22 protein-coding genes are annotated in these 24,023 nt (G+C 63.4%); 14 read left to right on the top strand and 8 right to left on the bottom strand.

Features of this window, described 5'->3' with window-relative positions; all coding sequences use genetic code 11:
* The first annotated feature begins 539 nt into the window (after positions 1-539).
* From ACXAF3_RS04490 to ACXAF3_RS04520, 7 genes are all read left to right on the top strand, one after another.
* On the top strand, positions 540-1,076 hold the full coding sequence (locus ACXAF3_RS04490) for an antirestriction protein ArdA (protein ID WP_475111090.1): 537 nt from the start codon (positions 540-542) through the stop codon (positions 1,074-1,076).
* Positions 1,077-1,097: 21 nt separating this feature from the next.
* Positions 1,098-1,274 (top strand): hypothetical protein, encoded by a 177-nt coding sequence (locus ACXAF3_RS04495; protein ID WP_475111091.1) that lies wholly within the window; start codon positions 1,098-1,100, stop codon positions 1,272-1,274.
* A 114-nt stretch (positions 1,275-1,388) separates the two neighbouring features.
* Positions 1,389-1,616 carry a hypothetical protein gene (locus ACXAF3_RS04500; protein ID WP_475111092.1) on the top strand — a complete coding sequence of 76 codons (228 nt, stop codon included), beginning with the start codon at positions 1,389-1,391 and terminating at the stop codon, positions 1,614-1,616.
* 2 nt (positions 1,617-1,618) lie between these two features.
* Positions 1,619-1,837 carry a hypothetical protein gene (locus tag ACXAF3_RS04505; protein WP_475111093.1) on the top strand — a complete coding sequence of 73 codons (219 nt, stop codon included), beginning with the start codon at positions 1,619-1,621 and terminating at the stop codon, positions 1,835-1,837.
* 10 nt (positions 1,838-1,847) lie between these two features.
* Entirely contained in the window at positions 1,848-2,105 is a 258-nt protein-coding gene (locus tag ACXAF3_RS04510) for a hypothetical protein (protein ID WP_475111094.1), read from the top strand.
* A 541-nt stretch (positions 2,106-2,646) separates the two neighbouring features.
* Positions 2,647-3,003, top strand: coding sequence for a MarR family winged helix-turn-helix transcriptional regulator (locus tag ACXAF3_RS04515; RefSeq protein WP_475111095.1), 357 nt, complete (start codon positions 2,647-2,649; stop codon positions 3,001-3,003).
* Positions 3,004-3,281: 278 nt separating this feature from the next.
* The gene (locus ACXAF3_RS04520) at positions 3,282-4,331 is read left to right on the top strand and encodes a tyrosine-type recombinase/integrase (RefSeq protein WP_475111096.1); all 1,050 of its coding nucleotides are present in this window, start codon (positions 3,282-3,284) and stop codon (positions 4,329-4,331) included.
* Between the two features lie 271 nt (positions 4,332-4,602).
* Here ACXAF3_RS04520 and ACXAF3_RS04525 read toward each other — a convergent pair whose 3' ends face one another.
* On the bottom strand, positions 4,603-5,814 hold the full coding sequence (locus ACXAF3_RS04525; RefSeq protein ID WP_475111097.1) for a multidrug effflux MFS transporter: 1,212 nt from the start codon (positions 5,812-5,814) through the stop codon (positions 4,603-4,605).
* A gap of 505 nt (positions 5,815-6,319) precedes the next feature.
* Between ACXAF3_RS04525 and ACXAF3_RS04530 the strand changes: the two genes are divergently transcribed.
* A complete protein-coding gene (locus ACXAF3_RS04530) occupies positions 6,320-7,366 on the top strand; it encodes a glycosyltransferase family 25 protein (RefSeq protein WP_475111098.1) in 1,047 nt (348 codons plus the stop codon).
* Between the two features lie 208 nt (positions 7,367-7,574).
* Here the strand turns inward: ACXAF3_RS04530 and ACXAF3_RS04535 are convergent, their stop codons facing one another.
* From ACXAF3_RS04535 to ACXAF3_RS04555, 5 genes are all read right to left on the bottom strand, one after another.
* Positions 7,575-7,997, bottom strand: a complete 423-nt coding sequence (locus ACXAF3_RS04535; RefSeq protein ID WP_475111099.1) for an ion channel — start codon at positions 7,995-7,997, stop codon at positions 7,575-7,577.
* Between the two features lies 1 nt (position 7,998).
* Positions 7,999-8,454 (bottom strand): tRNA adenosine(34) deaminase TadA, encoded by a 456-nt coding sequence (gene tadA, locus ACXAF3_RS04540; protein WP_475111100.1) that lies wholly within the window; start codon positions 8,452-8,454, stop codon positions 7,999-8,001.
* Between the two features lie 57 nt (positions 8,455-8,511).
* A complete protein-coding gene (locus tag ACXAF3_RS04545; RefSeq protein WP_475111101.1) occupies positions 8,512-9,315 on the bottom strand; it encodes a putative RNA methyltransferase in 804 nt (267 codons plus the stop codon).
* Positions 9,312-10,946, bottom strand: coding sequence for a GMC family oxidoreductase (locus ACXAF3_RS04550; protein ID WP_475111102.1), 1,635 nt, complete (start codon positions 10,944-10,946; stop codon positions 9,312-9,314). The genes ACXAF3_RS04545 and ACXAF3_RS04550 overlap by 4 nt, the downstream gene beginning before the upstream one ends.
* Before the next feature lie 670 nt (positions 10,947-11,616).
* Positions 11,617-14,343: a family 20 glycosylhydrolase gene (locus ACXAF3_RS04555; RefSeq protein WP_475111103.1), complete on the bottom strand. Its 2,727-nt coding sequence runs from the start codon at positions 14,341-14,343 to the stop codon at positions 11,617-11,619.
* A gap of 403 nt (positions 14,344-14,746) precedes the next feature.
* Here ACXAF3_RS04555 and ACXAF3_RS04560 point away from each other — a divergent pair, with 403 nt between their 5' ends.
* Positions 14,747-15,235, top strand: coding sequence for a hypothetical protein (locus ACXAF3_RS04560; protein WP_475111104.1), 489 nt, complete (start codon positions 14,747-14,749; stop codon positions 15,233-15,235).
* A gap of 53 nt (positions 15,236-15,288) precedes the next feature.
* Positions 15,289-15,780: an RDD family protein gene (locus ACXAF3_RS04565; protein ID WP_475111105.1), complete on the top strand. Its 492-nt coding sequence runs from the start codon at positions 15,289-15,291 to the stop codon at positions 15,778-15,780.
* A gap of 32 nt (positions 15,781-15,812) precedes the next feature.
* On the opposite strand, the gene lptG is transcribed toward ACXAF3_RS04565, so the two are convergent.
* Together lptG and lptF are read right to left on the bottom strand one after the other, a co-directional pair.
* Positions 15,813-16,874, bottom strand: coding sequence for an LPS export ABC transporter permease LptG (gene lptG / locus ACXAF3_RS04570; protein WP_475111106.1), 1,062 nt, complete (start codon positions 16,872-16,874; stop codon positions 15,813-15,815).
* The gene (lptF, locus tag ACXAF3_RS04575; protein WP_475111107.1) at positions 16,867-18,006 is read right to left on the bottom strand and encodes an LPS export ABC transporter permease LptF; all 1,140 of its coding nucleotides are present in this window, start codon (positions 18,004-18,006) and stop codon (positions 16,867-16,869) included. Before lptF ends, lptG begins: the two co-directional genes overlap by 8 nt.
* A 208-nt stretch (positions 18,007-18,214) precedes the next feature.
* On the opposite strand from lptF, the gene ACXAF3_RS04580 reads away from it, so the two are divergent.
* The 4 genes from ACXAF3_RS04580 to ACXAF3_RS04595 all read left to right on the top strand — a co-directional run bounded on the left by ACXAF3_RS04580 (position 18,215) and on the right by ACXAF3_RS04595 (position 23,900).
* Positions 18,215-19,681 (top strand): leucyl aminopeptidase, encoded by a 1,467-nt coding sequence (locus ACXAF3_RS04580; RefSeq protein ID WP_475111108.1) that lies wholly within the window; start codon positions 18,215-18,217, stop codon positions 19,679-19,681.
* A gap of 106 nt (positions 19,682-19,787) precedes the next feature.
* Positions 19,788-20,210 carry a DNA polymerase III subunit chi gene (locus tag ACXAF3_RS04585; RefSeq protein ID WP_475111109.1) on the top strand — a complete coding sequence of 141 codons (423 nt, stop codon included), beginning with the start codon at positions 19,788-19,790 and terminating at the stop codon, positions 20,208-20,210.
* A 29-nt stretch (positions 20,211-20,239) separates the two neighbouring features.
* Positions 20,240-20,980, top strand: a complete 741-nt coding sequence (locus ACXAF3_RS04590; RefSeq protein WP_475111110.1) for a hypothetical protein — start codon at positions 20,240-20,242, stop codon at positions 20,978-20,980.
* Positions 20,981-21,125: 145 nt separating this feature from the next.
* Positions 21,126-23,900, top strand: coding sequence for a valine--tRNA ligase (locus ACXAF3_RS04595; protein ID WP_475111111.1), 2,775 nt, complete (start codon positions 21,126-21,128; stop codon positions 23,898-23,900).
* Positions 23,901-24,023: the final 123 nt, after the last annotated feature.

Raw genomic sequence — 24,023 nt, forward strand, 5'->3', positions numbered from 1 at the left:
ACCCCGGACAAATTACCTGCCCGGAGGCAATCAGTGCCCTATCGGGATAATTTTTGTAAATTTTTTGATTTCTAAGTTATTGATTTATCTAGACTTTTCAAGAAAGTGGCGGATTTTTTCACTTTTACCTTAAAAAATACTTGCCAAACCGGGACGAATTTATTTTACTAGACCACGTCCACAGCGACACCGGCCCTAAGCGCCAACTGCTCTTTAACAATCTGGACTACCTGCCCGGCTCACAACCGGGTTGCCCTACCGGCCTAGTCACCCGGTAAGGGCATAAGGTCTACCAGAAGGCACTGGTACTGATGAGGTCTGAAGCCGACCGAAACCTTACCCAAATAGTTGACTTACCGGGAGTTTTGCCATGATGGGAATACTTGCCCTTTGCATCGTAGGCGGCTGGATTCTGAGCCGTCCGGTAGTTCGAGTTCTGGGAGTTTGAACTGTGACCGCCTACCTAATTTTTTCCGCCTTACTGCTGGCGCTGCTGACTGCAGGCTACCTGATTGAAACCAACTAGCGGAGAGATGCCAATGGCCCAAATAACCTTTTACGAATTGAGCGCTTACAACTCCGGCTTACTGCTGGACTTCACTGTCGATCTGGACAACTGCACCGATCACAGCGACTACAGACAAGCAATCAAAGAGCAACTCGACGAACTCAAAGAGACCTACGGGGAAGAATACCCGGACTTCACCTTCGAGGAGTGGATCGTTGCTGAAGTTGACGAAGTGCCTGAGAAATATATCTGCACATTCGACCTGGACCCGGAATACTGGGATTACATCGAGGCAGTCAACGAGCACGGCGAGGACGTGGTAGAGGCAGCGCTTGAGTGTGGTGTACCACTGGACAGTATCGAAGACGCCTACTGCGGTTATTACGATGGGGACGGCACAAGTGACGACCGAGCACTCGGTAACTACGCCTACGAACTGGCGAAGGACACAGGCGAGCTTAACGAAAACTCATGGCTCTCCAATTTCATCGACTGGGACGCTGCTGGCCGCGCGCTTAGCTATGACGGCTACTGCCAGTACAACGGTCACGTCTTCCATAGCGTTTAGTAGTAAGGGCATTGGCACACTATGAGACTGCAATTACTTATCAACTCATCCGGCGCTGCGATCACCGAGACCCCGCGCGAGGAACTGGCGCGCCTCCTGCGGGAGGCCGCAAAGAAAATTGAACAGGGCGAGGGTTCGGGCGTGCTGCGAGACTATAACGGCAACCGCGTCGGCTCCTTCCAAATAACCAAGAACTGAGTCTGGCGTTATTACGCCCATATTACTGACCACTCGGGACTTTCCCGGGTGGTTCACAGTGTCCATTCCCGCGAGTGGGCACCGTGAACCATCCACCGAAAAGGAGCAAGCGATATGAGACTTAAAGAGGCTGACGCACTGCTTAGCGAAATAGGTTTTTACGGCGACCGCGCAGTGTTCATCTATCAAACCCGCGAGGCGGCTGAAACAGTAGCTAATCACCCTTCGAGGGTCCGCGCCTATGGCGGCCAGGGCGCGCTGTCCAAGACGCCCAGCGGCCTTTGGAAGGTCACATTCAGAAACCCGTTAGCGGTCCAACATCCAGGCTCGCGGGAGGTGTAAGCATGAGCGCCGCCGAGCAACTGCAACCGCTACCACTGACCGCCGGGGAGCGCCAGCGGCTGATCGACCAACGCCGCCAGCACTTCGGCGGCTGGGATTTCGCGCCCGACCAAGGCCGCTGTCTGTACTGCGGGGCCGATCTCATCAACGACTATCGCGACGAGTGGCCGACCGCTCAAATCACCGGCTGCCACCACTGCCACCAATCCTACTGTGAATGAGGAACTGACCATGAGCCTAGAACGTGAATTCCAAGCTCAGTGGCAAACCGCTCCGAAGCGGCTGACCCGAGTTCTGACCGGCGCCGCCCGCTCACCGAGCGAACGCAACCTGTGCTACGCCCACGGCTACCTCACCGCATTGTATGAGGCGGGCCAGATCAGCAACCGCCAAGAGGCGTACTGGCGAGCCGCCCTGGGCAGCCTGGAGTCCGAACCCGCTGGATTCATTGCTGACACCATGCTGCAGGCGGGCCGGACGCCGCGCTGAGGATAGGCGCTCGCGGGTCGCCTTGATATTGACCACTTGAAATTTAAGGAGGAATCCCCATGGGCTTCGACCTGAATGAACTGCTCGACAATATCTACAACCCGAGATATTGGGCATAGAATTTAGATGACCAACTGAGAGTATTGACAAGTCGCAATTTAAAATAAGAATAAAAGTTACTGTTATATGGCTGTCACTTTTCACACATTCCCAGCCATGAAAAGACAGCCAGCAGACCCAACTTCGGGAGGGGCTCTATAGGGGAACCCTCCCCCCAGCCGGTCGCCGCCAAGCGGCTACACCGGGCGGGTGACTACGCTCCAGCACCGCCGCGATACGGCGCGGCGGCAGGGGGCCGCCCCCTTTTGGCGGCAACACTAACAAGAGAGTGAACCCATGGACATATATTTTGAGTTCAGAAAGGGGGTACCGCTCTTTTACTTTGAGCGGTATCAGGAGCATAATGCACATAGCGGGACGTTTGACACAGTGGTACTAGGCGTCCCGTACCTGCACCTAGAACTATCATTGGAGAGAAAGAATGAACTCCACCCAACGCAAGCGGTTAGACCGAATAATGCGACTGATGGAGACCATAGGCAGCGAGACCGGTCACGGGGACATCAGCCTTCATCAAATTAAGGTGCTGCTTTATGTAGCCCAAAAGGACGCCTATGACGACCCCGCCGACAGTCGCGAGATCGCCAAGGCCCTGGGCCTGTCCACCTCTGGCGTCAGCCGGGCGGTGGCCAGCCTGGGAGAGTTCGGCAGGGACGGCCGGAGCGGCCTGGGACTCCTTGAGAGCCATGTTGATCCCAATGACCGCCGACGGAAGCTCGTGATGCTGAGCAGGAAGGGGCTGAAGGTTATGGAGGCCATCACGGAGGCTGCGGCCTGACCATCGAGGTCCAAACTCGCGGTAAAACGCAAAGCAGGATACTACAGAATAATCAGGAGAGGCTTTGGGTCGGTATTCACCCGTTCACACCCAAACGCCTAGCGCGCTCGCAAATCGCCGAGCGCAGATACTGAGAGCTGAACAGAAGGCCCGACTGCGAGTTTGGCCCTGTCGCCCTTAACAGCACCTACCATCCCCTACCTATCACTATCAGAGCCGCCGCTAGGGGGCTCGTCACTCCACATCCACATCTAGGTAATCTAGGAGGAAACCGGGAGATGAAACTCACCAAACGAAATGGCATCTATGTGCTGGACTACAAAGACGGCCTTGGCCGGCGCAAGCGCAAGAGTCTCGGCACCCGGGACCGCGACGAAGCCGAGCGCCGCGCCCAAGCGCTGCTGACGGGTACCGACCCACGCTCCGACGAGTGGACTCTGGCAAAGGCACTGGAAGACTGCTACTCGCGCATCTGGCAGTACCAGAAAAGCTGGAAGTCCAAGGTCTCGGTCGTGAAGCTGGTGTCCGAGGCGATCGGCCACTACCTGCTGAAAGACCTAACCTACGAGCTGCTGGCGGACTACGTCGAGGTTATGCGCAAGCAAGACCTGAAACCCGCCACTATCAACCGCCGGCTGGCCTGCATATCTAAGGCGCTCAACGAGGCTTGCAAGCGCGGCAAGATGCAAGCCGTCCCACCCATCCCTCTGCAGCCAGAGAACAACAAGCGCACCCGCTGGCTGACCGAGGACGAGGAGGTGCGCCTACTGGCCCGCTGCGATGTCCTGGTCGAGCGCGACGCCCGCCTGATGCGCGCCCTGCTGATATTCCTGATCGACACTGGGGCGCGACTGGGCGAGGCCCTGAAAATCCACCCTGAACACGTCAACGAGCGCAGCGTGCTATTCCTCGACACCAAGTCCCGGGTCGAGAAACCGAAGCACCGCCGGGTACCCCTCACCGCCCGCGCATACGAGGCCGCCAAGACCCTTTCGATGGCGAACCGGCTGGGGTCCATGCTCAACACGTCCCAGATCGACCACCGCTGGCGGCGAGTGGTCGCAGCGGCCGGCCTCAAGGGCGTCACCCTGCACACCATGCGCCACACCTGCGCCAGCCGGCTGGTCCAGCGCGGAGCAAAGCTGCATGAGGTTCGGGAGTGGCTGGGGCACAGCACTGTCAACGTGACCGAGCGCTACGCGCACCTTGCTGACAGCAGTCTGGAGCACCTGACCGGCCTGCTGGATGTCACAGATAGTGTCGGAGTGTCAACTACTTGGCACAGTGGCACGAATGTGGCACACTTTCCGGTGCGTAAGCATAATTAACTCAATAACTTACGGGCAATGTGACATGGTTGCGACGGATTCAAAATCCCCCGCTAGCGATAGCGTGCCGGTTCGAGTCCGGCCTCTGGTACCAAACAAAAAAGCCTAGGCTTTTTGGTTAGTCCGGCCTCTGCTACCAGTCTAAAAAGCCCGCATCTGCGGGCTTTTGTTTCGAAATACCCGCCCTAATAAGCGCGACCAATGCCGCACCGCCGCCCCTAAAAAATATCGCAATCGCGCCTGCTCCGAGCGGCCAAAACTCTATTGCGAATCAGCGCTCTACCGATGACTGCACTGCCGCCTGGACGGCACCGCGCAGAGTCAGGATCGACAGCCCCAGCGCCACCAGCGCACAAACCGTAATCGTCGCCACCAGCGGCAGCGGCGTGCCGTCGAATACCAGGCTTACGATCACTATCGCCACGGCGCCGAGCAGCATCTGCAGCGCGCCGCCCAGCGCGGCGGCGGTGCCGGCGATGGGGCCGTGTTCTTCCAGGGACAGCACCATCGCCGTCGGGATGACCAGCCCGAGGCAGGCGTTGGTCACTATCAGCATCCCCACCAGCAGGGCGAAGTCGTCAAAACCCGCGGCGAAGAGCGCGCACATCAGCGACGCGCTGGTAGCGAAGCCGGCCACGGCCCACTTAACCACCGCCACCGAGCCGAAACGCTCGCCGAGATTGGCGGCGAACTGGCTGGAGGTGAAGAAGCCCAGCGCGTTCAGCGCGAAGGCGAGGCTGAACTGGGTCGGCGTCAGACCGTAGTGACCGGTATAGAGGAAGGACGCCGTGGACAGGAAGGCGAAGAAGCTCGACATGCCCAGGCCGCCGATCAGGGTCAGGCCCATATAGCCGGGATCCCGCAGCAGGGTAGCGAAGGCACCGCGCATGGCGCCGAACTCGAACGGCACCCGGTCCGCCGGCTTGAGCGTCTCCGGCAGTCCGAACCAGGTCAGCATCAGGCTGGCGACGGTCGCCAGGGCCACGGCGATAAACACCGAGGGCCAGCCGAAGGGCTCTATCAGTGCGCTGCCCGCAAGCGGCGCCAGCATCGGCGAGATGGAGATCACCAGCATCACCGTGGTCATCAGGCGGGTGGCCTCGGTGCCGGTGTAGCGGTCGCGGATCACCGCCCGCGGTATCGACATCACCGACGCGGCGCCAACGCCCTGTGCGAAGCGCAGCGCGATCAGCCACTCGATACTGGGCGCGAGGGCGCAGCCGATGGACGCCAGCGCGAAGAGCACCAGGCCGAAATAGAGCGGCGGCTTGCGCCCGAACATATCCGAGGCGGGGCCGTAGAACAACTGGCAGACGCCGAAGGCGATGAAGAAAGACATCAACGTGTACTGGGCGGCCTCCACCGGTGCGCCGAGACTCTCGGCGATCGACGGCAGCGCCGGCAGGTACATATCGATTGCGAAAGGGCCCACGCAACTGAGCAGCCCGAGAATCAGCGCCATCCGGACCAGATCCGACTTCATCACTTCCTATGCCTCTCGAACCGCCCGCCCCATGGATAGGCGCTCAGGAATAAACGCTCCATTCTAGCAGGGTCGATGGCGCGACCAAATGCCGCATCGCCGCCCTTCCGCAAGCGCCCGTTTTTATAGCGCCCCCGTTCCCAAAAATTGAACCATTTCCAGTATTGGTCTCCGCGCACAAGGTAGAATTTTGCGCCTAAACAAAGACGCAAAACGCGAGCTCTGGAAAGCGGACATTGGAGCGACAGTGCCCCGCCGCTGGCATCTGACCGCCTTCCAGAGATCGGTAGACCAAACAGTCAGTTATTAACATCCAGATTTGGAGGCAGGGAAGCCCGGCCATAGGCCGGACGTTGCTCGATCACGGACCGCAGTAGCAGCCGCTGGATTCGCCGCCGCCACCGGCGACGGTGTTGCAGAGAAAGGTGATCGCGATGCTTCACAGGCAAGCTCCCGTTTTCCCGGCCGCCTTCGGCCGCAACAGAACTCCGGCCGGGGGACGGCTGTGAAGCTCCCCAAGCGCCGCGGATTCGGCGCCATCCTGAAATTTCCACTGGGGCGGTTCGCAGTCCGGTTCGACGGCCGCGCGCCCGAAACCGTCCTCGCCGGCGCGGGACACCAGGCGATGGCGGTGACTCCCGAGCGGGCGCGCCGCCCCCAGCCCCCTGGCCTACCTCACGGCAAGGACCTGCGCCAGCGCGAGCGCCCCACTCTCAGGCGGCCCCCGCAGCAGCTGGCACCCTATATCGCCACCACCCCCTGCTGGGTGATCACGCTGGAAGCCCAGGGTCAGCGGGCGCAGACGCTGCTTTCCACACTGAAAAAGCAGCGCCTGCCGGCGCGCGCGGTGGAAGGTGTCGACGGGCGCTCCGGCATGCCGGCGCTGGAGGCCGGGGAGAGGGTCGCCAACGGCACCACCCGCTGGCGCCACCTGTGCGAAATGAAAAGCTCCGAGATCGGCTGCTACCTGGCGCACCTGCGCGCGATACGGCGCGCCTACGAGTCCGGGCTGGAGCGGGTTTGCATTCTCGAGGACGACGTGCGCCTGGAAGCGGATTTCGGCCGCGTACTGGCCGAGCTGGAACAGCTGCCGGCGGACGTGGAAATGGTTCGCCTTATGGGACTCAAGGTGCGCAAGCGCAAGGAAGTGAAGCCGCTGGCGGGCGGTGCCTACCAGTTGGTAAGGCCGGAACGCGGCTGGTGCGGCGCCCAGGGCTACCTGATCAACCGCGCCGGCATGAAGAAGGTGCTCGACCACGGCAGCCGTATCTTCGAACCCATCGACAAGCTGTTCGACCACTTCTGGCAATTCGATCTGCGGCTCTACGGGGTGGAGCCGCACCTGCTGTGGGAGACTGAACACGTCTCGAGTATCGAGAAATCCAATGTGGCCAATGACCGGGTCGCAACCTGGCTCTACTGGCTGCATCCGCTGGGAAAACTGTGGCGCAGCCTGGGGCGCCACTACTACCTCCGGCGCCACGCGCGGGAGTTCTACCCGGCGCAAAAACCACAAAAGCGCATCGGGCGCACCGCCAGGATGAAACTCTAGGGAACCTCTGAATAAGTCCGTGATGTCTCTGACTTTCAGAGCGGTTCACAATCAAGGCGCGGCTTCGCAGGAATGTCTAGACCTTTCAAGAAGTCGCAACGCAGAGTGTGAATCGCTCTGAAAGCCCCGCAGAGACATTGCGGAATTATTCAGAGGTTCCCTAGTGGTCCAAGCGGCCGCGCTGCAATACCCGGGCCGGGTGCGGCCGTCACTCCCGCCAGTATCTCTGCATCTTCAGGAACATAAAGGAGGCGGTCCAGGTGATCATCACCAGGCCGGTCAGCGCCTCCAGGCCTGCGGTAAAGCGCAGGTGACCCATGGGCTCTATATCGCCGAAACCGAGGGACGTATAAGTGGTGAAGGAGAAGTAGGCGCAGTCGATCAGGCTGCCGTCGAAGTTCCCCTCCAGGGTGCCGAAATAGGGGGAGTTCGCCATAAAGAAATAGCCGTGCGCGAACAGCCAGATCTCGGCGATGTGCGCCAGCAGCGCGCCGAAGATACCGATCAGTATGGCCATATTGCGCCTGACCGACAGCTTCTTGCCGATTCGGAACAGGCCGTTCAGGGCCTCGTGGTGAATCACCACCGTCGCCGCCACGAGCAGGCTGTTGATAAGAAAGGCGATCAGCATTTCAGCGACGTCCCTGGAAAAACTCCCGCACGAGAGCACCGGCCTCCTCCGCCAGGACACCGCCTTCCACCGCTATCCTGTGGTTGAAGAAATTCTCCTCACTCAGACGCAGGCGGCTCTCGACGGCGCCGGCGCGGGGTTCGCTTGCACCGTATACCAGGCGGCCGACGCGCGCGTGCACCATGGCGCCAAAGCACATGGTGCACGGCTCAATGGTCACATACAGGGTAGACTGCGGCAGGCGGTAATTCCGCACCGCCTCCGCCGCCCGGCGCAGGGCGACAATCTCCGCGTGGGCGCTGGGATCGCAGTTGCCGATCGGGCGGTTGCTGCCCTCTCCGATGATTTTTCCATCCGCCACCACCACCGCGCCCACCGGCACCTCGCCGCGCTCCGCGGCCATCTCCGCCAGCTCCAGGGCGCGACGCATAAAACCATAGTCTCTCGGGGTTGCCATAAATGTCGTTTTGATTGAATTTGCGAGGGCGTTTCACGGGCTTTGCGGCCCCGCCAGTTATTTTCTGCTGATCAAGCGGCGCACCACAAAGTCCGCCTCCAGCTTCAGGCTGTCGCGCAGTTCCAGTTCGCGGCGCACCGCTCTGTTGCCCTTCCACGCGAAGGGTGTCATCGCGAGAAAATCCGCGATCGCCTCGCGCCCCTGCAATTTGAACGGAAAGCAGCAGCGCAGCTCCACCTGCGGCGCAAAGCCCTCCACCGCCTTCGGCGGCGCGTGCCGGCGCGGCTCGGCGTAGAGTGCCTCCTTCAGCGGCCACAGGTGCTCGGGGCCCGGCGACACATCCACCAGGGATCCGCCGGGATTCAGCGCCCGCAGCATTTCCGCGTCCGCCGCCGGCGCGAAGATCCGCAGCAGGTGGTCGACGCTGTCCTGCGCCAGCGGCAGCTCGGCACTGCTCGCGACCACGAACTGGGTGTCCGCCTGGCGTTTGGCCGCCATGCGCACGCCGTTTCTGGAAATATCCACTCCCGCCAGACTCTGCGCCGGCCAGCCGGCCGCCGCCAGCTGGCGCAGGTAATAGCCCTCGCCACAGCCGATATCCAGCAGCTGCCGCCCGGGCACATAGGGCAGCAGCGCCGCCAGCGTATCGACCAGTGGCCGGTAGTGACCCGCCTCGAGAAAACGCCGCCGCGCCCGCAACATTTCCGCCGAATCCCCCGGCTCTTTGCTGCGCTTGCGATTGGCCGGCAGCAGGTTGACATAACCCTCGCGGGCGCGGTCAAAACTGTGCCGGTTCGCGCAGCACCAGCTGCCGTCGCCGGGTGCGAGCGGCAGACTACAGACGGGGCATTGCCAGATCATTCCGCTTCCGTTGATTCCTTTGCTTTCTGTAACGAGGCCGGTTTTCTGCACAGGATCAGGTCTGCGGCCTTCTCCGCGATGGCGATCACCGGCGCGTTGGTGTTGCCGCTGATCAGGGTCGGCATTATGGAGGCGTCCACCACCCGCAGTCCATCGACGCCGCGCACTTTCAGCGCCGCGTCGACCACCGCCAATTCATCGTCGCCCATCTTGCAGGTACCCACCGGGTGGTAGATGGTCTCGGCGTGGCGGCGGATAAACTTCTTGATGGAAAGCTTGCTGCTGAGCGGCTTGTGCGGGCTCCACCAGCGCCTGTGATAGCGCTGCAGGTCCGGCTTAGAGAGGATATCGCGGGCCATCTCGAAGCCCTCCATCATCACCGCCATATCCTCGGCATCGCTGAGGTAATTGGGCTGAATCCGCGGCAGCGAGCGCGGGTCGCCGTCGGCCAGGGTGATTTCGCCGCGGCTCCGCGGGCGCAGTGCGCAGGCGTGCAGGGAGTAGCCGTAGCCGCCGGGCTTTTTCAGGCCGTGCTCGAACAGTGGTGCGGCGGTGAAGTGGAACTGGATATCCGGCTGGCCGCCAGCGCGGCTGGAGCAGGCGAATCCCCCCGCCTCGGCGACATTGTTGGTCAGCGGCCCGCGGTTCGCCAATAGGAATTCCGGCAGGCGCAGCGCACTCTGCAGCTTGGGCCACAGGGCGTTGGAAAAGGTCACCGGCTCTGAGGCCTCCACCACCTGGGTGATATCCAGGTGGTCCTGCAGGTTCTTGCCCACGCCCGGCAGGTGCATCTGCGGCACTATGCCGAGCCTTTTCAACTCCGGCTCCGGGCCTATACCGGACAGCATCAGCAGTTGCGGCGACTGAATGGCCCCGGCGCACAGCAGCACCTCCCTGTTCGCCAGAATGCGCTTGCCGTTGAGCAGCTCCACGCCGCTGACCCTGTCTCCGTTGAACAGCAGGCGCGCGGCCTGGCTGCGCGTGAACACGCTCAGATTCGGCCGCTTGATCACCGGGTGCAGATAGGCCGCGGCCGCGGAGCAGCGGCGCCCGTGCCTCTGGGTCACCTGATAAAAACCGACGCCGTTTTGCTGGCTGCCGTTGAAATCGTTGTTGAAGCGGTGGCCGGCGGACTGGGCGGCGCGCACGAAGGCGCGCCCGGCCTCAGTCTTCCACTGGATATCCGACACGGCCAGCGGACCGAAACCGCTGTGGTGTGCGTCGCTGCCGCGCGTGTTGCCCTCGGCCAGCAGGAAGTAAGGCAACAGATCCCGCCAGCCCCAACCGGGATTGCCCGCCGCCTCCCAGGCGTCGTAGTCGGCGCCCTGGCCGCGAATGTAGATCATCGCGTTGATGGAACTGCTGCCGCCCAGGGTACGCCCGCGCGGCCAGAACAGGCGTCGCCCGTCCAGGTGCCGCTGCGGCTCGGTGTAGTGGTGCAGGTTGTAGCGCTTGCCCGGCACCAGGTAGCCGATACCCGCCGGCATCGAGATCAGCAGGCTGCGGTCGGGGGGGCCGGCCTCCAGCAGGCAGACGCGGTGCTGTTCCTCGGCGCTGAGACGGTTGGCCAGCACGCAGCCGGCGGAACCGGCACCGACGATCACATAGTCGAACACCATTTGGCGGGGCATAGCGATTGCTCTTTTTTGTCGTTGATTTCCGTCAGACGGTACACTCGGCGGCGGCATCAGCACAGGCCGCGCGGGGCAAACCTATGAGCGATTCCGAATTCAGCGATAAAAAAATCCTGCAGAGCTGGCACACCAATGCTTCCCCCTGGATTCGCGCATAGACAGCGCCAGCATCGCCAGCCGCAAACTGGTTACGGATAATGCAATTGTAGCTGCCGCACTGGCGCTCAACCCAGGCTCGGCGCTGGATGTGGGCTGCGGCGAGGGCGGGCTCGCGCTGTATCGCCGCTCTGGCTTCGAGCTGGTGCGATTGCAGGAGCCGCTGCATCCGCAGAGTGGTGGGTCGGCTTCGCCGATTGTGTGTGGCGGGGTGGTGTCTTGACCGGGGACGGTGAGAGTCTGAGAGATCGATCGCGGCCATGGGCCGCTCCTATTAACTCGGCAATCAAATATTTCGGTCCAGCCGCTCCCGCGGCGCTTCGGCCCTGAAATATTTGATTGTCGCCCTTGAAATGCCGGCGAAGATGCGCGGATCTTCTTGGATTTCAAGGGCTCGCGCCGGCCTACGGCCGGCGGCGGCACATCCCTGTGCCGCATAAATCTGCGCAAATTTCATTTGCCGGGTTAATACTATTGCGCCCGTAGGAGCGGCCCATGGCCGCGATCGGATTCAGCGCTGTGCCGTCGAGGACTGTGCCGCGTCCACTTCCACCGCGCGGCCGGCGCGGCGGCCGTCGGCGCTGCGGGCGCGCACGGCCTGCACGGATTCCGCCGCAGTCTCCGCCGTCACCGGCTGCCAGCGCTCGCCATCAAAGTACTCAAGCCGCAGCCCCGGGTACGGCATGGCGGTCAGCAGGCGGCCGCCCTCCACCACCGCGCCGGGTACCGGCACCCGGTAGCCCACGCCGCTCAAATCCAGTTTCAGCAGCTCCTTGTTGCCCAGGGCGGCGGCAAATTCGCGCCAGTCGCGCCGCAGCGCGTCCTTGTCCACCGCGCCACTGTCGGCGGAGAAGCGCTGCCCGGCCTGCGGCGGCAGCTCCCACGCCGCCCTGTGCCAGGCGCGCTCCGCCAGCGCCAGCAGGCGCGGGAAGACCATGTATTCCACCATCGCATCGGTGCGCACCACCTCGCTCCACAGCTGCCCCTGGATACCGCGAACACTGCGCGCGAAGGCCGCATCCGGGGCCGTCGCGGACCAGGGTTTGCCGTCGCGGTCGGTGGAGATTTCCGCCAGCTGCGCGGTGTTCAGCGGCGCGTAGCTGAAGGTCTTTTTGGTATCGATATAGCGCGAGGCCCAGTAATAGCCGCTCTCCTTCGGGTCCACTTCGTAGGGCATATCGAAGTAGAGGAAGTCCGAGTGGGACTGCACCACATCGAAACCGGCGTCGGCCAGATGCACGCTCTCGTCGCCGCCGCCCCAGAAGAGCGGCGCCCAGGCGTTGGCGTAATTCTGCTCCGTCGCCAGTTCGGTACCCGCGTCCTGGATATGCTTTACGCCGTCGTTCCAGGCCGCCATGGTGGGAATACCGGCGTCCGCCACCAGGCGGCTGACCCGCTTGGCGTAGAGTTCGCCCAACTCGTCGACCGAGGCCACCTCGCCGGCGGCCAGCAGCTTCCGGCAGGCCGGCGAGTTGCTCCAGGGTTTGTGTCGCGCATCCGCCGGCGCATCGCCCTTGTCCGGATCCTTGCCCGGGGCATCCTCGAACGCATCGCCGGCGAGAATATTGACCGCCTCGTCGCCACCGAAGTGCCAGCTGGCCAGCGGCCGCCCGGCGGCGCTGTGCATCGCCTGCACTTCGCGGATCAGTTTGCCGACGAAACGGTAAGTGGAGTCGATACAGGGGTTGATATAGCTGTCGTCGTAGAACTGTACCGACAGGTAGCGGGTGTCGTCCTGCGGGTCGATCAGGCGGTACTCGGCGGCCCGCTGCGGCGCCTCGTCTTTCAGCCTGTGGTAGCGCGCCTCCATCGCCACCACCGCGGCGCGGGCGTGGGCCGGCATGTCGAATTCCGGCACCACCTCGATATGCCGCGCGGCCGCGTAGCGCACTATCTCGATATAGTCGTCGACGCTGAAATAGCCGCTGCCGTTGTTGTCGCTGTAGGGCCCCGAGCCCAGCTGCGGCAGCAGGCAGCGGCGCTCGCTCAAGTCGAAGCAGCGCCGGCCACCCACCTCGGTCAGCTCCGGCAGACCGGGAATCTCCAGGCGCCAGCCCTCGTCGTCGGACAGGTGGAAGTGGAAGCGGTTGAGCTTGTAGGCGGCCATCTGCTCCAGCAGCTTCAGCACCACCTGCTTGCTGTGGAAGTTGCGCCCCACATCCAGAAAGAAGCCCCGGTGCTGAAAGCGCGGCGCATCCTCGATCTGCACCCGCGCCAGGGTGCGGCGCTCCACGTCCACCAGCGCCAGCAGGGACTGCAGGCCGTAGAAGGCGCCCGCCTGGTCGTAGCCCAAAATCTGTGCGCCGCGTTCACCGATCTGCAGCCGATAGGCGCCGGGCGTCGCGTCGGCGAAGGCAGCGCCGTCGATATCCACGCGCACCGGGTAGGCGCCGGGACCGGACGGCGTCAGCTGCAGCTGCGCCAGGCGCTGCTGGAAGGCGTGCAGGCTCTCGCTCGAGAGCGGACCCGCGTCCACCGCGATGCCGTGCTCGAGCGCGAACGGCGCACCGGCCTCCCGGACCGAAAGCGGCTTGGGAATAATGCGCGCGTGCCAGCCACTGCCCGGCTGCGGCGCCTCGGCGCTGAACCTGGCGAAGCGGCTGGCGGCGGTCGCCAGCACATTGGCGTCGTCGGCGGTGCGCTTCCAGTTGTGCGGGTGGTTGCTGTTGATCGGCTTGACCAGCCCCCCGATGTCATCGCTGTCGGTGGACTCGATCACATGGGCTTCGCCGCTGCCGTCGACGACAAACAGGCGCGGCATAAAGTCCGACTCGAACTGCATCCAGTTCTCGGCGAGAAACTCCAGCTCGACGGTCTCGCCGGCCGCGATACCGGCAAAGCGCTCGTTGGGAATCAGGCGATGCAGGTCGCCCTTGACGTGCTCCAGCGCGAAGTCGTCGCGATTGCGCAGCTCGAGGGCGCGGCGCACGCTGTGGAAATAGAGGGTCCAGTCGCGCTCCGCGGCGCCTATGGCGGGCCCCTTATTGTTCAGCGAGATACGGTAGGTGGAACAGATGGCGCCGCTGCCGCCGGCGCGCTTGCACTCGGCGCGCAGCCGCGCATCCACCCCCTGGAAGTTGGTCAGCACCTCCTGGGTCACCGAGAAGTGCCGCGCTATCCGCTCTGCGGCCGCGGGCTGATCTATCTCCGCATGGGACTGGCCGCCGCGGGGGCGGTCACAGGCGGCTAGGAGCAGCCCGCCGAGGGCGAGGGTCAGGAAAAGTGGCGCGCGGGTCATTGTCTGGCTCTTATTCTCGGGTAATAGACGCCACCATAGCCAAAAAGACAACGCTGTCAATAGCGCTTCGAAACGGCTGTGTCCGGGCGCCCCTTTTAAGGTCGATCAAATAGGCGACCTAGATCAAGTTTTCATTAAACGGGAAACGGTATTGTAAAAGCGACAATAAAAAACTTTGGCGCCCGGCTTGTCACGCCTCCGGAGCGGTGGACGAAAATAAATGAGCCCAGCGCCGATGCGGCCTGCAGCACAGTGACCGTTTTTTTGGGGTGGTCCGCAGATTTGGGTTGCATTTGGCGCCGGGGTTATGAGATACAATAGTTCATTAAGGGTGAACCATAATAAATTTGACGGCCAGTGAGCGGCCGTTTGGCTAAGAAGTAGGCACCCCGGGGTAAATCCAATGGAACTCTGCAGTTTTCGATTCCGTCCCAGCAAGCACCTGCCGGCCGTGCTAGGTCTGCTGTTATTTCCCGCCACCAACTCCTGCCTTGCCGACGACCTGTTTATTCCCGATTCCAGCAGCGCCCTGAACCTCCAGGCGGACAACGCGTTTTTTATCGACAGCGCCTTCGGCATGGACAACGCCGCCCTCTATGAAGCGGCGGAGAACCTGCGCAACAACTCGATGGGCACGGTGCAGCGGCGCCTGAACTACCAGTGGCTGCAGATGCACACCAACCCGGAGAAGTTTCAGCCGACCACCGGCGGCAAGGCCCTCAATGAAATACTGAAAATGGGCTGGCAGACCTACCGCGAGCAGAACAAGCGCAATCTCAACAGTGGCCTGCTGCGCTACACCACTGGCCACGGCAGGATCGGCAAGGCGGTGGACTACGACCTGCGCCTGTCCGACGACAAGTTCAAGTTCTCGTTCGAGTACGAGTTCTAAGCCCGAGCAGCGGTTTGTTAGAATCTCCGCCACTTTTATTGGCGGAGATTGCCGTGAGCACCCCGAACACCCCCACCAGTTTTTCCCAACTGCCCCGCGCCGGCGTCGGCCGGCGCCTCGCGGCGCTGGGCTACGACACGCTGGTCGTCGCCGGGCTTTTGATGGTCTACGGGCTCCTGGTCGTGCCGCTGGCCTCGAAGCTGGGCGGGCTGGACTGCCAGCCGGAGCGACGCTGCGTCGGCACGCCGCTGTACCAGCTGCTGTTCCCGCTGGGTATGGCGGCGGTCACCGCGGCCTATTTCATCTGGTCCTGGCGCGCCGCCGGGCAGACCATCGGTATGCGCGCCTGGCGCCTGCTGCTGGCCAGCCCCGGCGGCATTCAGCTGAGCTGGCGCCAGTGCGCCCTGCGCGCGCTGGTGGCGCCGCTATCCCTCGCCTGCCTCGGCCTGGGTTACTTCTACGGCTGGACCCGCGCGGACCGCGCCAGCTGGCACGATCTGCTTTCCGGCTCAGAGGTGCGGGTGCTGCCGAAGAAAAAACGATAGCGGGGCGCTTGCCGGCCGCCCGGGCAGTCGCGTCAGCGGGCCCTTTTGAGCAGCAGCCACCCCACTGCAAAACACAGCAGTATCGGCAGCATGACGGCGATAAACGGCGGGAAGCCGAATACCACGGAGGAAGGGCCCAGCATGTCCTGCAGGGTCTGGAATACGATGCCGACGATCACGCCGGTGAAGACGCGCAGGCCGGTGGTGACCTCCCGCAGCGGACCGAAGATAAATGAGATGGCCACCATCACCAGGCTGGCGATGGTCAGCGGCTGCAACAGCTTCTTCCAAAACTGCAGCCAGTAGCGGCCGGAGTCCTCGCCCTTGCGGTCGAGGAAACTGCCGTAGGACCAGAGATTGCGCGGCGACAGGTCCGACGGCTGAGGCACCACCAGCGCAAACAGATCCGGGGAGATCTCCGTCTGCCACGCAGCGCGCGGCGTCACTTCACTGAAAGACTTCTCGGCGGTAAAGGTGGTGGCGCGGTTGTTCTCCAGAATCCACTGCTTGCCGTCGAAGCGGCCGCGCTCGGAAAACTCCACCCGCTCGAGCTCCCTGCCATCACCAAAACGGTAGCGGGTAACGCCGTACAGCCGGCCGTCGGGCATGGCGGCATTGAAATGGACAAACTCGCCGCCGTCTTTGATCCACAGCCCCTGCTCCAGGCCACTGGCCTCCAGCTCGCCCAACGCCTTGGCCTTGTGGCTCTCCGCCGCCTGGTTGGTCTGCGGGATCACGAACTCCGCCAGTGCCAGCCCCAACACGATCAGCAGCATGACCGGTTTCATCACCGCCCAGGCGATGCGGCCGATGGAGACACCGGCGGCGCGCATAACCGTCAGCTCACTGGTGCCGGCCAGGGTGCCCAGCCCCACCATGCAGCCGACCAGGGCGGAGAAGCCGAGCTGCTCGTAGAGCCGGTCCGGCAGCGTCCAGGCCACATACTGGATGACCTGGGCGAACTGGTAATCCCCCTCGCGCTCTTCGAGCTGGTCGATGATCGCAAAAATCACATCCAGCCCGAGCAGAATCAGCAGTACCGCCCCGACCGCCAGCGCCACGGTGCGCCCTATATAGGTATCCAGCTTACGCATTCTTCACCTCTTCCGCGCCGCCGGATCGAGCGGCGGCGCGCTTCGGGCGGCGCCGCCAGTTGCGCCCGCCGAGCAGGAAGAGCCCGAGGAGCAGGAAGGGCGGATGCACCAGCCAGATGGCCGCCGGATTGGCAATCTTTCCATCCTCGATGGCGCCGCGCACGCGCAGCAGAATAATCAGATAGGCGAGATACAGCAGCACCGCCGGGATCATCTTGGCGTAGCGCCCCTGGCGCGGATTGGTGCGCGACAGCGGCACCGCCAGCACCGCCACCACCATCACCAGTACCGGCAGGCTGAAGCGCCAGTGCAGGAAGGCGCGCTCCTGGGGCTTGTCGCTGCGCCACAGGTCGAGCGTGGAGGTGGCTTCCATACGGTCGCCCCAGCGGCTGTGGGCCTCGGGTATCTCCAGCTGCACCTCGTAGCTGGAAAACTCCATCAAGCGGTAATCCCGCTGCCCGGGCACCCCCTCGTAACGATAGCCGTCGCGCAACACCAGGTAGCGCAGGCCGGTATCCGGGTCTATCTGCTGCACCCCCTCCCGCGCCAGGATCACAATCTGCTGCTCCGCCTCGGTCTCGGCGCGGGAGGAACCCAGTTCGGCCAGGAACACGTCGCGCATCGTCGACTTGTCCTCGCTGAGGGAATCGGCGTAATAGACCGCCCTGTCGCCCTCGGTGGCGACAAACTTCTTCGGCACCAGGTGATCGAACTCGTTGCGCGACTTGTCCGCAGTCAGCAGGCCGGACGAGCGCTCCATACCGGTGGGGGAGAAATACAGGCTCATGGCCGCCACCACCAGCGCCACCATAAAGGCCGGCGCCAGGGTATAGGTCAGCAGGCGCCGCTCGCTGAAGCCGCAGGCGTGCAGCACCGTCATCTCGCTCTCTATATACAGGCGGCCGTAGGCGAGCAGAATCCCGACGAACAGGCCCAGCGGCAGCACCAGTTCGAGAAAACCGGGCAGGCGGTAGCCCATCAGGGCAAACAGGATATTGGCGGACAGATCGCCGGCCGCCGCCTCTGCCAGGTATTTCACGAAACGGCCGCTCATCACCATCAGCAGCAAAACTGCGCTGACCGCCAGCGTGGCAAAAAGCAGCTCGCGGCAGAGGTAGCGGAAAATAATCACAGGGCGAATGAATTCCTTGGCGGCGGCGGTGTGTGAATTCTGACCTGAGGTCACGAACTCAGGTCTATCAAAAACGAGCAAGTTTCCCACCGCCTACAGCAATCCGACAGCCGGCGGGTTAAACTTGTGCGGCGCATTATCGCCAAATTTATTCGCAATGTCTCGGCTCAGAGCCATTGAACCCGGTATCAGTAAAGGAAAAGGAAATATGCAGTTCTCTGCCAAGGTCTCCGATATCAGCAAGCAGCGCAGCGCCTGCGCAATCATTTCAGCCGATGCCAAGAACCGCCTCAGTGACAGCGGCACCGCTCTGGACAAGGCCAGCGGCGGGCTGATCGGCAAGGTGTTGAAGCGCGGCGATCTCGGCACCAAACTCGCCAGCACCCTGCTGCTGCCCATGGCTGACGGGCCCGCCGAGCGCGTGCTGCTCGTGCGCGGCGGAGAGGGCGCGCTGAGCCAGGCGGACTTCCGCAAACTGGCCAAGGCCAGTGCCGAAGCGATCAAGGGCTTCAAGGACGCCACCAGCTACCTGACCGAACTGGAAGTCGCCGATGCCGACAGCGCCTGGCAGGCCCAGCAACTGGCGCTGGCCACCGGTCTCGCCGCCTACAAATTCACCCGCTGCCTGAGTAAAGCCAAGCAAAACCCACTGGCGAAGTTCACCGTGCACGCGCCGGAGCGCAAGCAGCTGAAGGCCGTGCAGCGCGGCACCGAGGTAGGCGCGGCCCAGGCCGCCGGCAGCAATGTGGCGCGGGAGCTCGGCAACCTGCCCGGCAACATCTGCACCCCCAGCTACCTGGCATCCGAAGCCCGCGCACTGGCGAAGAAACACGCAAAGCTCACCACCACCGTCATCGACGCGAAGAAAATGCAGTCCCTCGGCATGGGCGCCTTCCTCAGCGTGGCCAAGGGCAGCGATGAGCCCCCGGCCCTGATCGCGATGCAGTACAAGGGCGGCAAAGCCTCCGACAAGCCGGTGGTCCTGGTGGGCAAGGGCATCACCTTCGACACCGGCGGTATCAGCCTCAAGCCCGGCCAGGCCATGGACGAGATGAAATTCGACATGTGCGGCGCCGCCAGCGTCTTCGGCGTGATGCACGTGCTGCTGCAACTGCAGCCGGCGATCAATGTGATCGGCCTGGTCGCCGCCGCCGAGAATATGCCCAGCGGCCGCGCCAGCAAGCCCGGCGATATAGTCACCTCCATGTCCGGCAAGACCATCGAGATACTCAACACCGACGCCGAGGGCCGCCTGGTGCTGTGCGACGCGCTGACCTACGCCGCCAAGTACAAGCCGAGCGTCGTGATCGACGTCGCCACCCTGACCGGCGCCTGTGTGATCGCGCTGGGCAACCACGCCACCGGCCTCTATGCCAACGACGACAAGCTGGCCCGGGAGCTGCTCGCCGCCGGCGAGCGCACCGGCGACCGCGCCTGGCAGATGCCGCTGTGGGACGAGTACCAGTCCGCACTGGATTCCAACTTCGCCGATATGCAGAATATCGGCGGCCGCGAGGCCGGCTCGGTGACCGCCGCCTGCTTCCTGGCCCGCTTCGCCGAGGACTACAACTGGGCCCACCTGGATATCGCCGGCAGTGCCTGGAACTCCGGCGCCGCCAAGGGTGCCACCGGGCGGCCGGTACCGCTGCTGGTGGAGTATCTGCTCGGTAAATAAGAACTACCGATACTCGCGACCAACCCGGTGGCGGCCCCACAACCGGAGCCGCCACCGGGCTGGCAACAGGCTTCCCGGAACCCTCAGCCCCACTCAGCCATTGAATATGACCCGCATAGATTTCTACGTCCTCCCCTCCGAGCAGAGCCACGCAGCCGATATCTTCGCCTGCCGCCTGGCGGAAAAGGCCTACCGCGCCGGCCTGCGCGTGCTGCTGGCGGTGGACGACCGCGAGCGGGCCGAGCAGCTGGACCGGCTGCTGTGGACCTTCCGCGAGGACAGCTTCCTGCCGCACGCCCCGCAGGCCGCCGGTCAGGACGCGGCAGTGGAGATCAACTGCGGCGAGGAACCGGGCCGGCACCACGGCCTGCTGATCAACCTGTGCAGCCAGGTACCCAGCTGGTTCAGCCGCTTCGAGCGGCTGGCGGAAATCGTCATACAGAGTCCCGAAGCCCTGGCCCGCTCCCGCGCGCGCTTCAGCCACTTCCGCGATCGCGGATATCCGTTACAATCCCACAAGATTCCCTAATTGCTGGTAAGCAGCCACTCACTAAAGCCATGTCCGGTCGAAAGAACAAACACAAGCAGCGCGGACGTCAGCATGGACAGCCCAGCGAACTGCTCGACGAGCTGAACTCCCTGCGCGACCTCCTCGGCAGCGAAGACATCGGCGAGATACCCCTGCTCGACCAGGTCGCCGCGCCCGGCAACCCCCGGCCCGCCGCGCCGCCGAAGGCCCAGCCACAGCCGCAGGAACCCCTGGACGAAAGCGACCTGCCGATCCTCTTCTCACCGGTGGACGAGGCGATGCCCGCAGACGTCAGGGCCGAACTGGACGAATCCGACCTCGAGCTGCTGCGCCCCCTGCAGGCACTGCCGTCGGCGCCGCGAGAGTCCAAGCCGGAGCCGCGGCCGGAGCAGCAGCGGGAACTGTTCGAACCGCCGCCCGCGGCCCAGGGCAAGGAAAACCCCTTCCTGCCCGCCCATATACGCGCGCGCCTGACCGGCGGCCGGGTCCCCAAGTCCGAAGACCGCCCGGCGCAGAGCGAGGCCCCGGCGGCTCCGCAGGAGGCCCGCGAGGTAGAAACGGCGCCCGCCCCCCCGGAAACCGCCCCGGCTGCGGAGGCTGCGGAAACCGCCGGGAATCCCGCTATGCCTGCGGACGCGGAGCGAGAGGAGCGCGCGCGCCTGCGCCAGCAGCTGATCGACCGCCTGGTGGCCAAACAGCTGCCGGAGCTGGAACGGCAGCTGCGCGCGCGTATCGAGGCGATGGTCGACGAACTCGAAATCTCGGGCTGAGCGCCACTCCGCCCCGCCCGCCTTTTGCCGCCCAGACCCGGGCGGTATAATTCCCGCCTTTTTGGCGCAGCCACACGGATGGCCGCACTATTCTTGTGCCCACGAGGCGCGCCCGCAGTCAGTCAACACAAGGTTTCCCACCCGCATGGACAAGACATACCAGCCCAACGCCATAGAACAGCAGTGGTACAAGACCTGGGAGGAGAGCGGCTACTTCAAGCCCTCCGGTGACACCGAAGCCAAGCCCTACTGCATCATGATCCCGCCGCCGAACGTCACCGGCAGCCTGCATATGGGCCACGGTTTCCAGGAGTCCATCATGGACGCACTGATCCGCTACCACCGCATGCAGGGGGACAACACCCTGTGGCAGGTGGGCACCGACCACGCCGGCATCGCGACCCAGATGGTGGTGGAGCGGCTGCTCGCGGCGGAGGGCAAGAGCCGCCACGAGCTGGGCCGCGACAAGTTCATCGAGAAAGTGTGGGAGTGGAAGGAGCAGTCCGGCGGCACCATCACCCGCCAGCTCAGGCGCCTCGGCGCCAGCCCCGACTGGTCCCGCGAGCGCTTCACGATGGACGACGGCTTCTACAAGGCGGTGCAGGAAGTCTTTATCCGCCTGTACGAAGACGGGCTCATCTACCGCGGCAAGCGCCTGGTGAACTGGGACCCGAAGCTGCACACCGCCATCTCCGACCTGGAAGTGCTGAACGAGGAGGAGCAGGGCCACCTGTGGCACTTCCGCTACCCGCTGGCGGACGGTTCCGGCCACCTGGTCGTCGCCACCACGCGCCCGGAAACGATGCTCGGCGACACCGCCGTGGCGGTGCACCCGGAGGACGAGCGCTACAGGCACCTGATCGGCAAGACCGTTAAGCTGCCGCTGGCCGAGCGCGAAATACCGATTATCGGCGACGACTATGTCGACCGCGAATTCGGCACCGGCTGCGTCAAGATCACCCCGGCCCACGACTTCAACGACTACGAAATGGGCCAGCGGCACAACCTCGAGATGATCAATATCCTCGACGCGGACGCCAACCTGAACGAAAACGTGCCGGCCAAATACCGCGGCATGGAGCGCTTCGCCGCCCGCTCGCAGGTGGTCGACGACCTGGACGCGCTGGGCCTGCTGGAAAAGGTCGAGCCGCACACACTGAAAGTCCCCCGCGGCGACAGGTCCGGCGTCGTGATCGAGCCCTGGCTGACGGATCAATGGTATGTGAAGACCCAGCCGCTGGCGGAGGAGGCCATCAAAGCGGTGGAGGACGGCCGCGTCAACTTCGTGCCCAAGAACTACGAGAACATGTACTTCTCCTGGATGCGCGACATCCAGGACTGGTGCATCTCGCGCCAGCTGTGGTGGGGCCACCGCATCCCGGCCTGGTACGACGACCAGGGCAATGTCTATGTCGGCCGCTCGGAAGACGAAGTGCGCGAGAAACACAGTCTCGGCGCCGACGTCGCGCTGCGCCAGGACGAGGACGTGCTCGACACCTGGTTCTCCTCCGGCCTGTGGACCTTCGGCACCCTCGGCTGGCCCGAGGAGACCGAGGAACTGAAGACCTTCCACCCGACCTCGGTGCTGGTCACCGGTTTCGATATCATCTTCTTCTGGGTCGCGCGCATGATGATGCTGACCCTGTATTTCAGGAAGGAGGTGCCCTTCCACACCGTCTATGTGCACGGCCTGGTGCGCGACAAACACGGGCGGAAGATGTCCAAGTCCAAGGGCAATGTGATTGACCCGATCGACCTGATCGACGGTATCGACCTGGAGAGCCTGGTGCAGAAACGCACCACCGGCCTGATGCTGCCGCACCTGAAGGAAAAAATCGAAGAGGAGACCCGCAAAGACTACCCAGACGGCTTTGCCGCCTTCGGCACAGACGCGCTGCGCTACACCTACTACTCGCTGGCCTCCACCGGCCGCGATATCAAGTTTGACGTGGGCCGCATCGAGGGCTTCCGCAACTTCTGCAACAAGATCTGGAACGCGTCCCGCTATGTGCTGCAGAACTGCGAGGGCCACGACTGCGGCCAGGATGGCAGCAGCGATTTCGAACTGAGTCTGGCCGACCGCTGGATTATCTCCCAGCTGCAGAAAACCGAGAAAGCCGTGCGCGAAGCGATGGACAGCTACCGCTTCGACCTGGCCTCCCAGGCCCTGTACGACTTTATCTGGGCCGAGTACTGCAGCTGGTATCTGGAGCTGTCCAAGCCGGTGCTGTGGGACGAGTCGGCCTCGGACGCGCTGAAGAAAGGCACCCGCCGCACCCTGATCCGTGTGCTGGAGACGGTGCTGCGCCTGGCGCACCCGCTGATGCCGTTTATCACCGAGGAAATCTGGCAGAAGGTGAAGGACCTGGCCGGCGCCGCCGGCGACACCATCATGCTGCAGCCTTACCCGGAGCCCAGCGAGCACAAGATCGACAGCGAGGCCGAGGCGGCCATCGCCTGGCTGAAGCAGGTGATCGAGGGCGTGCGCAATATCCGCGGCGAGATGAATATCTCCCCGGCGAAGAAGATTCCACTGATACTGCGCAATGGCTCCGCACGCGACAAGGAACTGCTGGAACAGGCCCGCGGCCTGCTGATCAAGCTCGCCAGCCTCGAATCCATCACCTGGCTCGCGGCCGGCGAATCCGCACCCGCCTCCGCCACCGCGCTGGTGGGCGATATGGAACTGCTGGTACCCATGGCGGGGCTGATCGACGTGGCCGCGGAGAGCGCGCGCCTGAAGAAGGAAATCGACAAGCTGGCGAAGGAGCTGGCCCGCGTGGAGGGCAAGCTCAAGAACCCGAAGTTTGTCGACAAGGCACCGGAGGCGGTGGTGGCCAAGGAGCGGGACAAACTCGCAGAAATGCAGAAGGCGCAGCACAGACTGCAGCAACAGCTGGAGGAAATCAGCAAGCTGTAGTGGCGCGCTTGTTTTCCTGAAACTCAATAAAAAAGGGGCCTCGCGCCCCTTTTTTATTTTTCCGCCGCCCGCCACCGGGATCTTTGACGTCCAATATCACAGAATCCACGCGTATAAAAACGA

Source organism: Microbulbifer sp. ABF4_143, from assembly GCF_056160225.1.

Bases quoted from the DNA above. Each gene is read 5' to 3' on its own strand.
- ACXAF3_RS04490 (WP_475111090.1), top strand. From the start codon at position 540: ATGGCCCAAATAACCTTTTACGAATTGAGCGCTTACAACTCCGGCTTA.
- ACXAF3_RS04495 (WP_475111091.1), top strand. From the start codon at position 1,098: ATGAGACTGCAATTACTTATCAACTCATCCGGCGCTGCGATCACCGAG.
- ACXAF3_RS04500 (WP_475111092.1), top strand. From the start codon at position 1,389: ATGAGACTTAAAGAGGCTGACGCACTGCTTAGCGAAATAGGTTTTTAC.
- ACXAF3_RS04505 (WP_475111093.1), top strand. From the start codon at position 1,619: ATGAGCGCCGCCGAGCAACTGCAACCGCTACCACTGACCGCCGGGGAG.
- ACXAF3_RS04510 (WP_475111094.1), top strand. From the start codon at position 1,848: ATGAGCCTAGAACGTGAATTCCAAGCTCAGTGGCAAACCGCTCCGAAG.
- ACXAF3_RS04515 (WP_475111095.1), top strand. From the start codon at position 2,647: ATGAACTCCACCCAACGCAAGCGGTTAGACCGAATAATGCGACTGATG.
- ACXAF3_RS04520 (WP_475111096.1), top strand. From the start codon at position 3,282: ATGAAACTCACCAAACGAAATGGCATCTATGTGCTGGACTACAAAGAC.
- ACXAF3_RS04525 (WP_475111097.1), bottom strand. From the start codon at position 5,814: ATGAAGTCGGATCTGGTCCGGATGGCGCTGATTCTCGGGCTGCTCAGT.
- ACXAF3_RS04535 (WP_475111099.1), bottom strand. From the start codon at position 7,997: ATGCTGATCGCCTTTCTTATCAACAGCCTGCTCGTGGCGGCGACGGTG.
- tadA (WP_475111100.1), bottom strand. From the start codon at position 8,454: ATGGCAACCCCGAGAGACTATGGTTTTATGCGTCGCGCCCTGGAGCTG.
- ACXAF3_RS04545 (WP_475111101.1), bottom strand. From the start codon at position 9,315: ATGATCTGGCAATGCCCCGTCTGTAGTCTGCCGCTCGCACCCGGCGAC.
- ACXAF3_RS04550 (WP_475111102.1), bottom strand. From the start codon at position 10,946: ATGCCCCGCCAAATGGTGTTCGACTATGTGATCGTCGGTGCCGGTTCC.
- ACXAF3_RS04555 (WP_475111103.1), bottom strand. From the start codon at position 14,343: ATGACCCGCGCGCCACTTTTCCTGACCCTCGCCCTCGGCGGGCTGCTC.
- ACXAF3_RS04560 (WP_475111104.1), top strand. From the start codon at position 14,747: ATGGAACTCTGCAGTTTTCGATTCCGTCCCAGCAAGCACCTGCCGGCC.
- lptG (WP_475111106.1), bottom strand. From the start codon at position 16,874: ATGCGTAAGCTGGATACCTATATAGGGCGCACCGTGGCGCTGGCGGTC.
- ACXAF3_RS04580 (WP_475111108.1), top strand. From the start codon at position 18,215: ATGCAGTTCTCTGCCAAGGTCTCCGATATCAGCAAGCAGCGCAGCGCC.
- ACXAF3_RS04585 (WP_475111109.1), top strand. From the start codon at position 19,788: ATGACCCGCATAGATTTCTACGTCCTCCCCTCCGAGCAGAGCCACGCA.
- ACXAF3_RS04590 (WP_475111110.1), top strand. From the start codon at position 20,240: ATGTCCGGTCGAAAGAACAAACACAAGCAGCGCGGACGTCAGCATGGA.
- ACXAF3_RS04595 (WP_475111111.1), top strand. From the start codon at position 21,126: ATGGACAAGACATACCAGCCCAACGCCATAGAACAGCAGTGGTACAAG.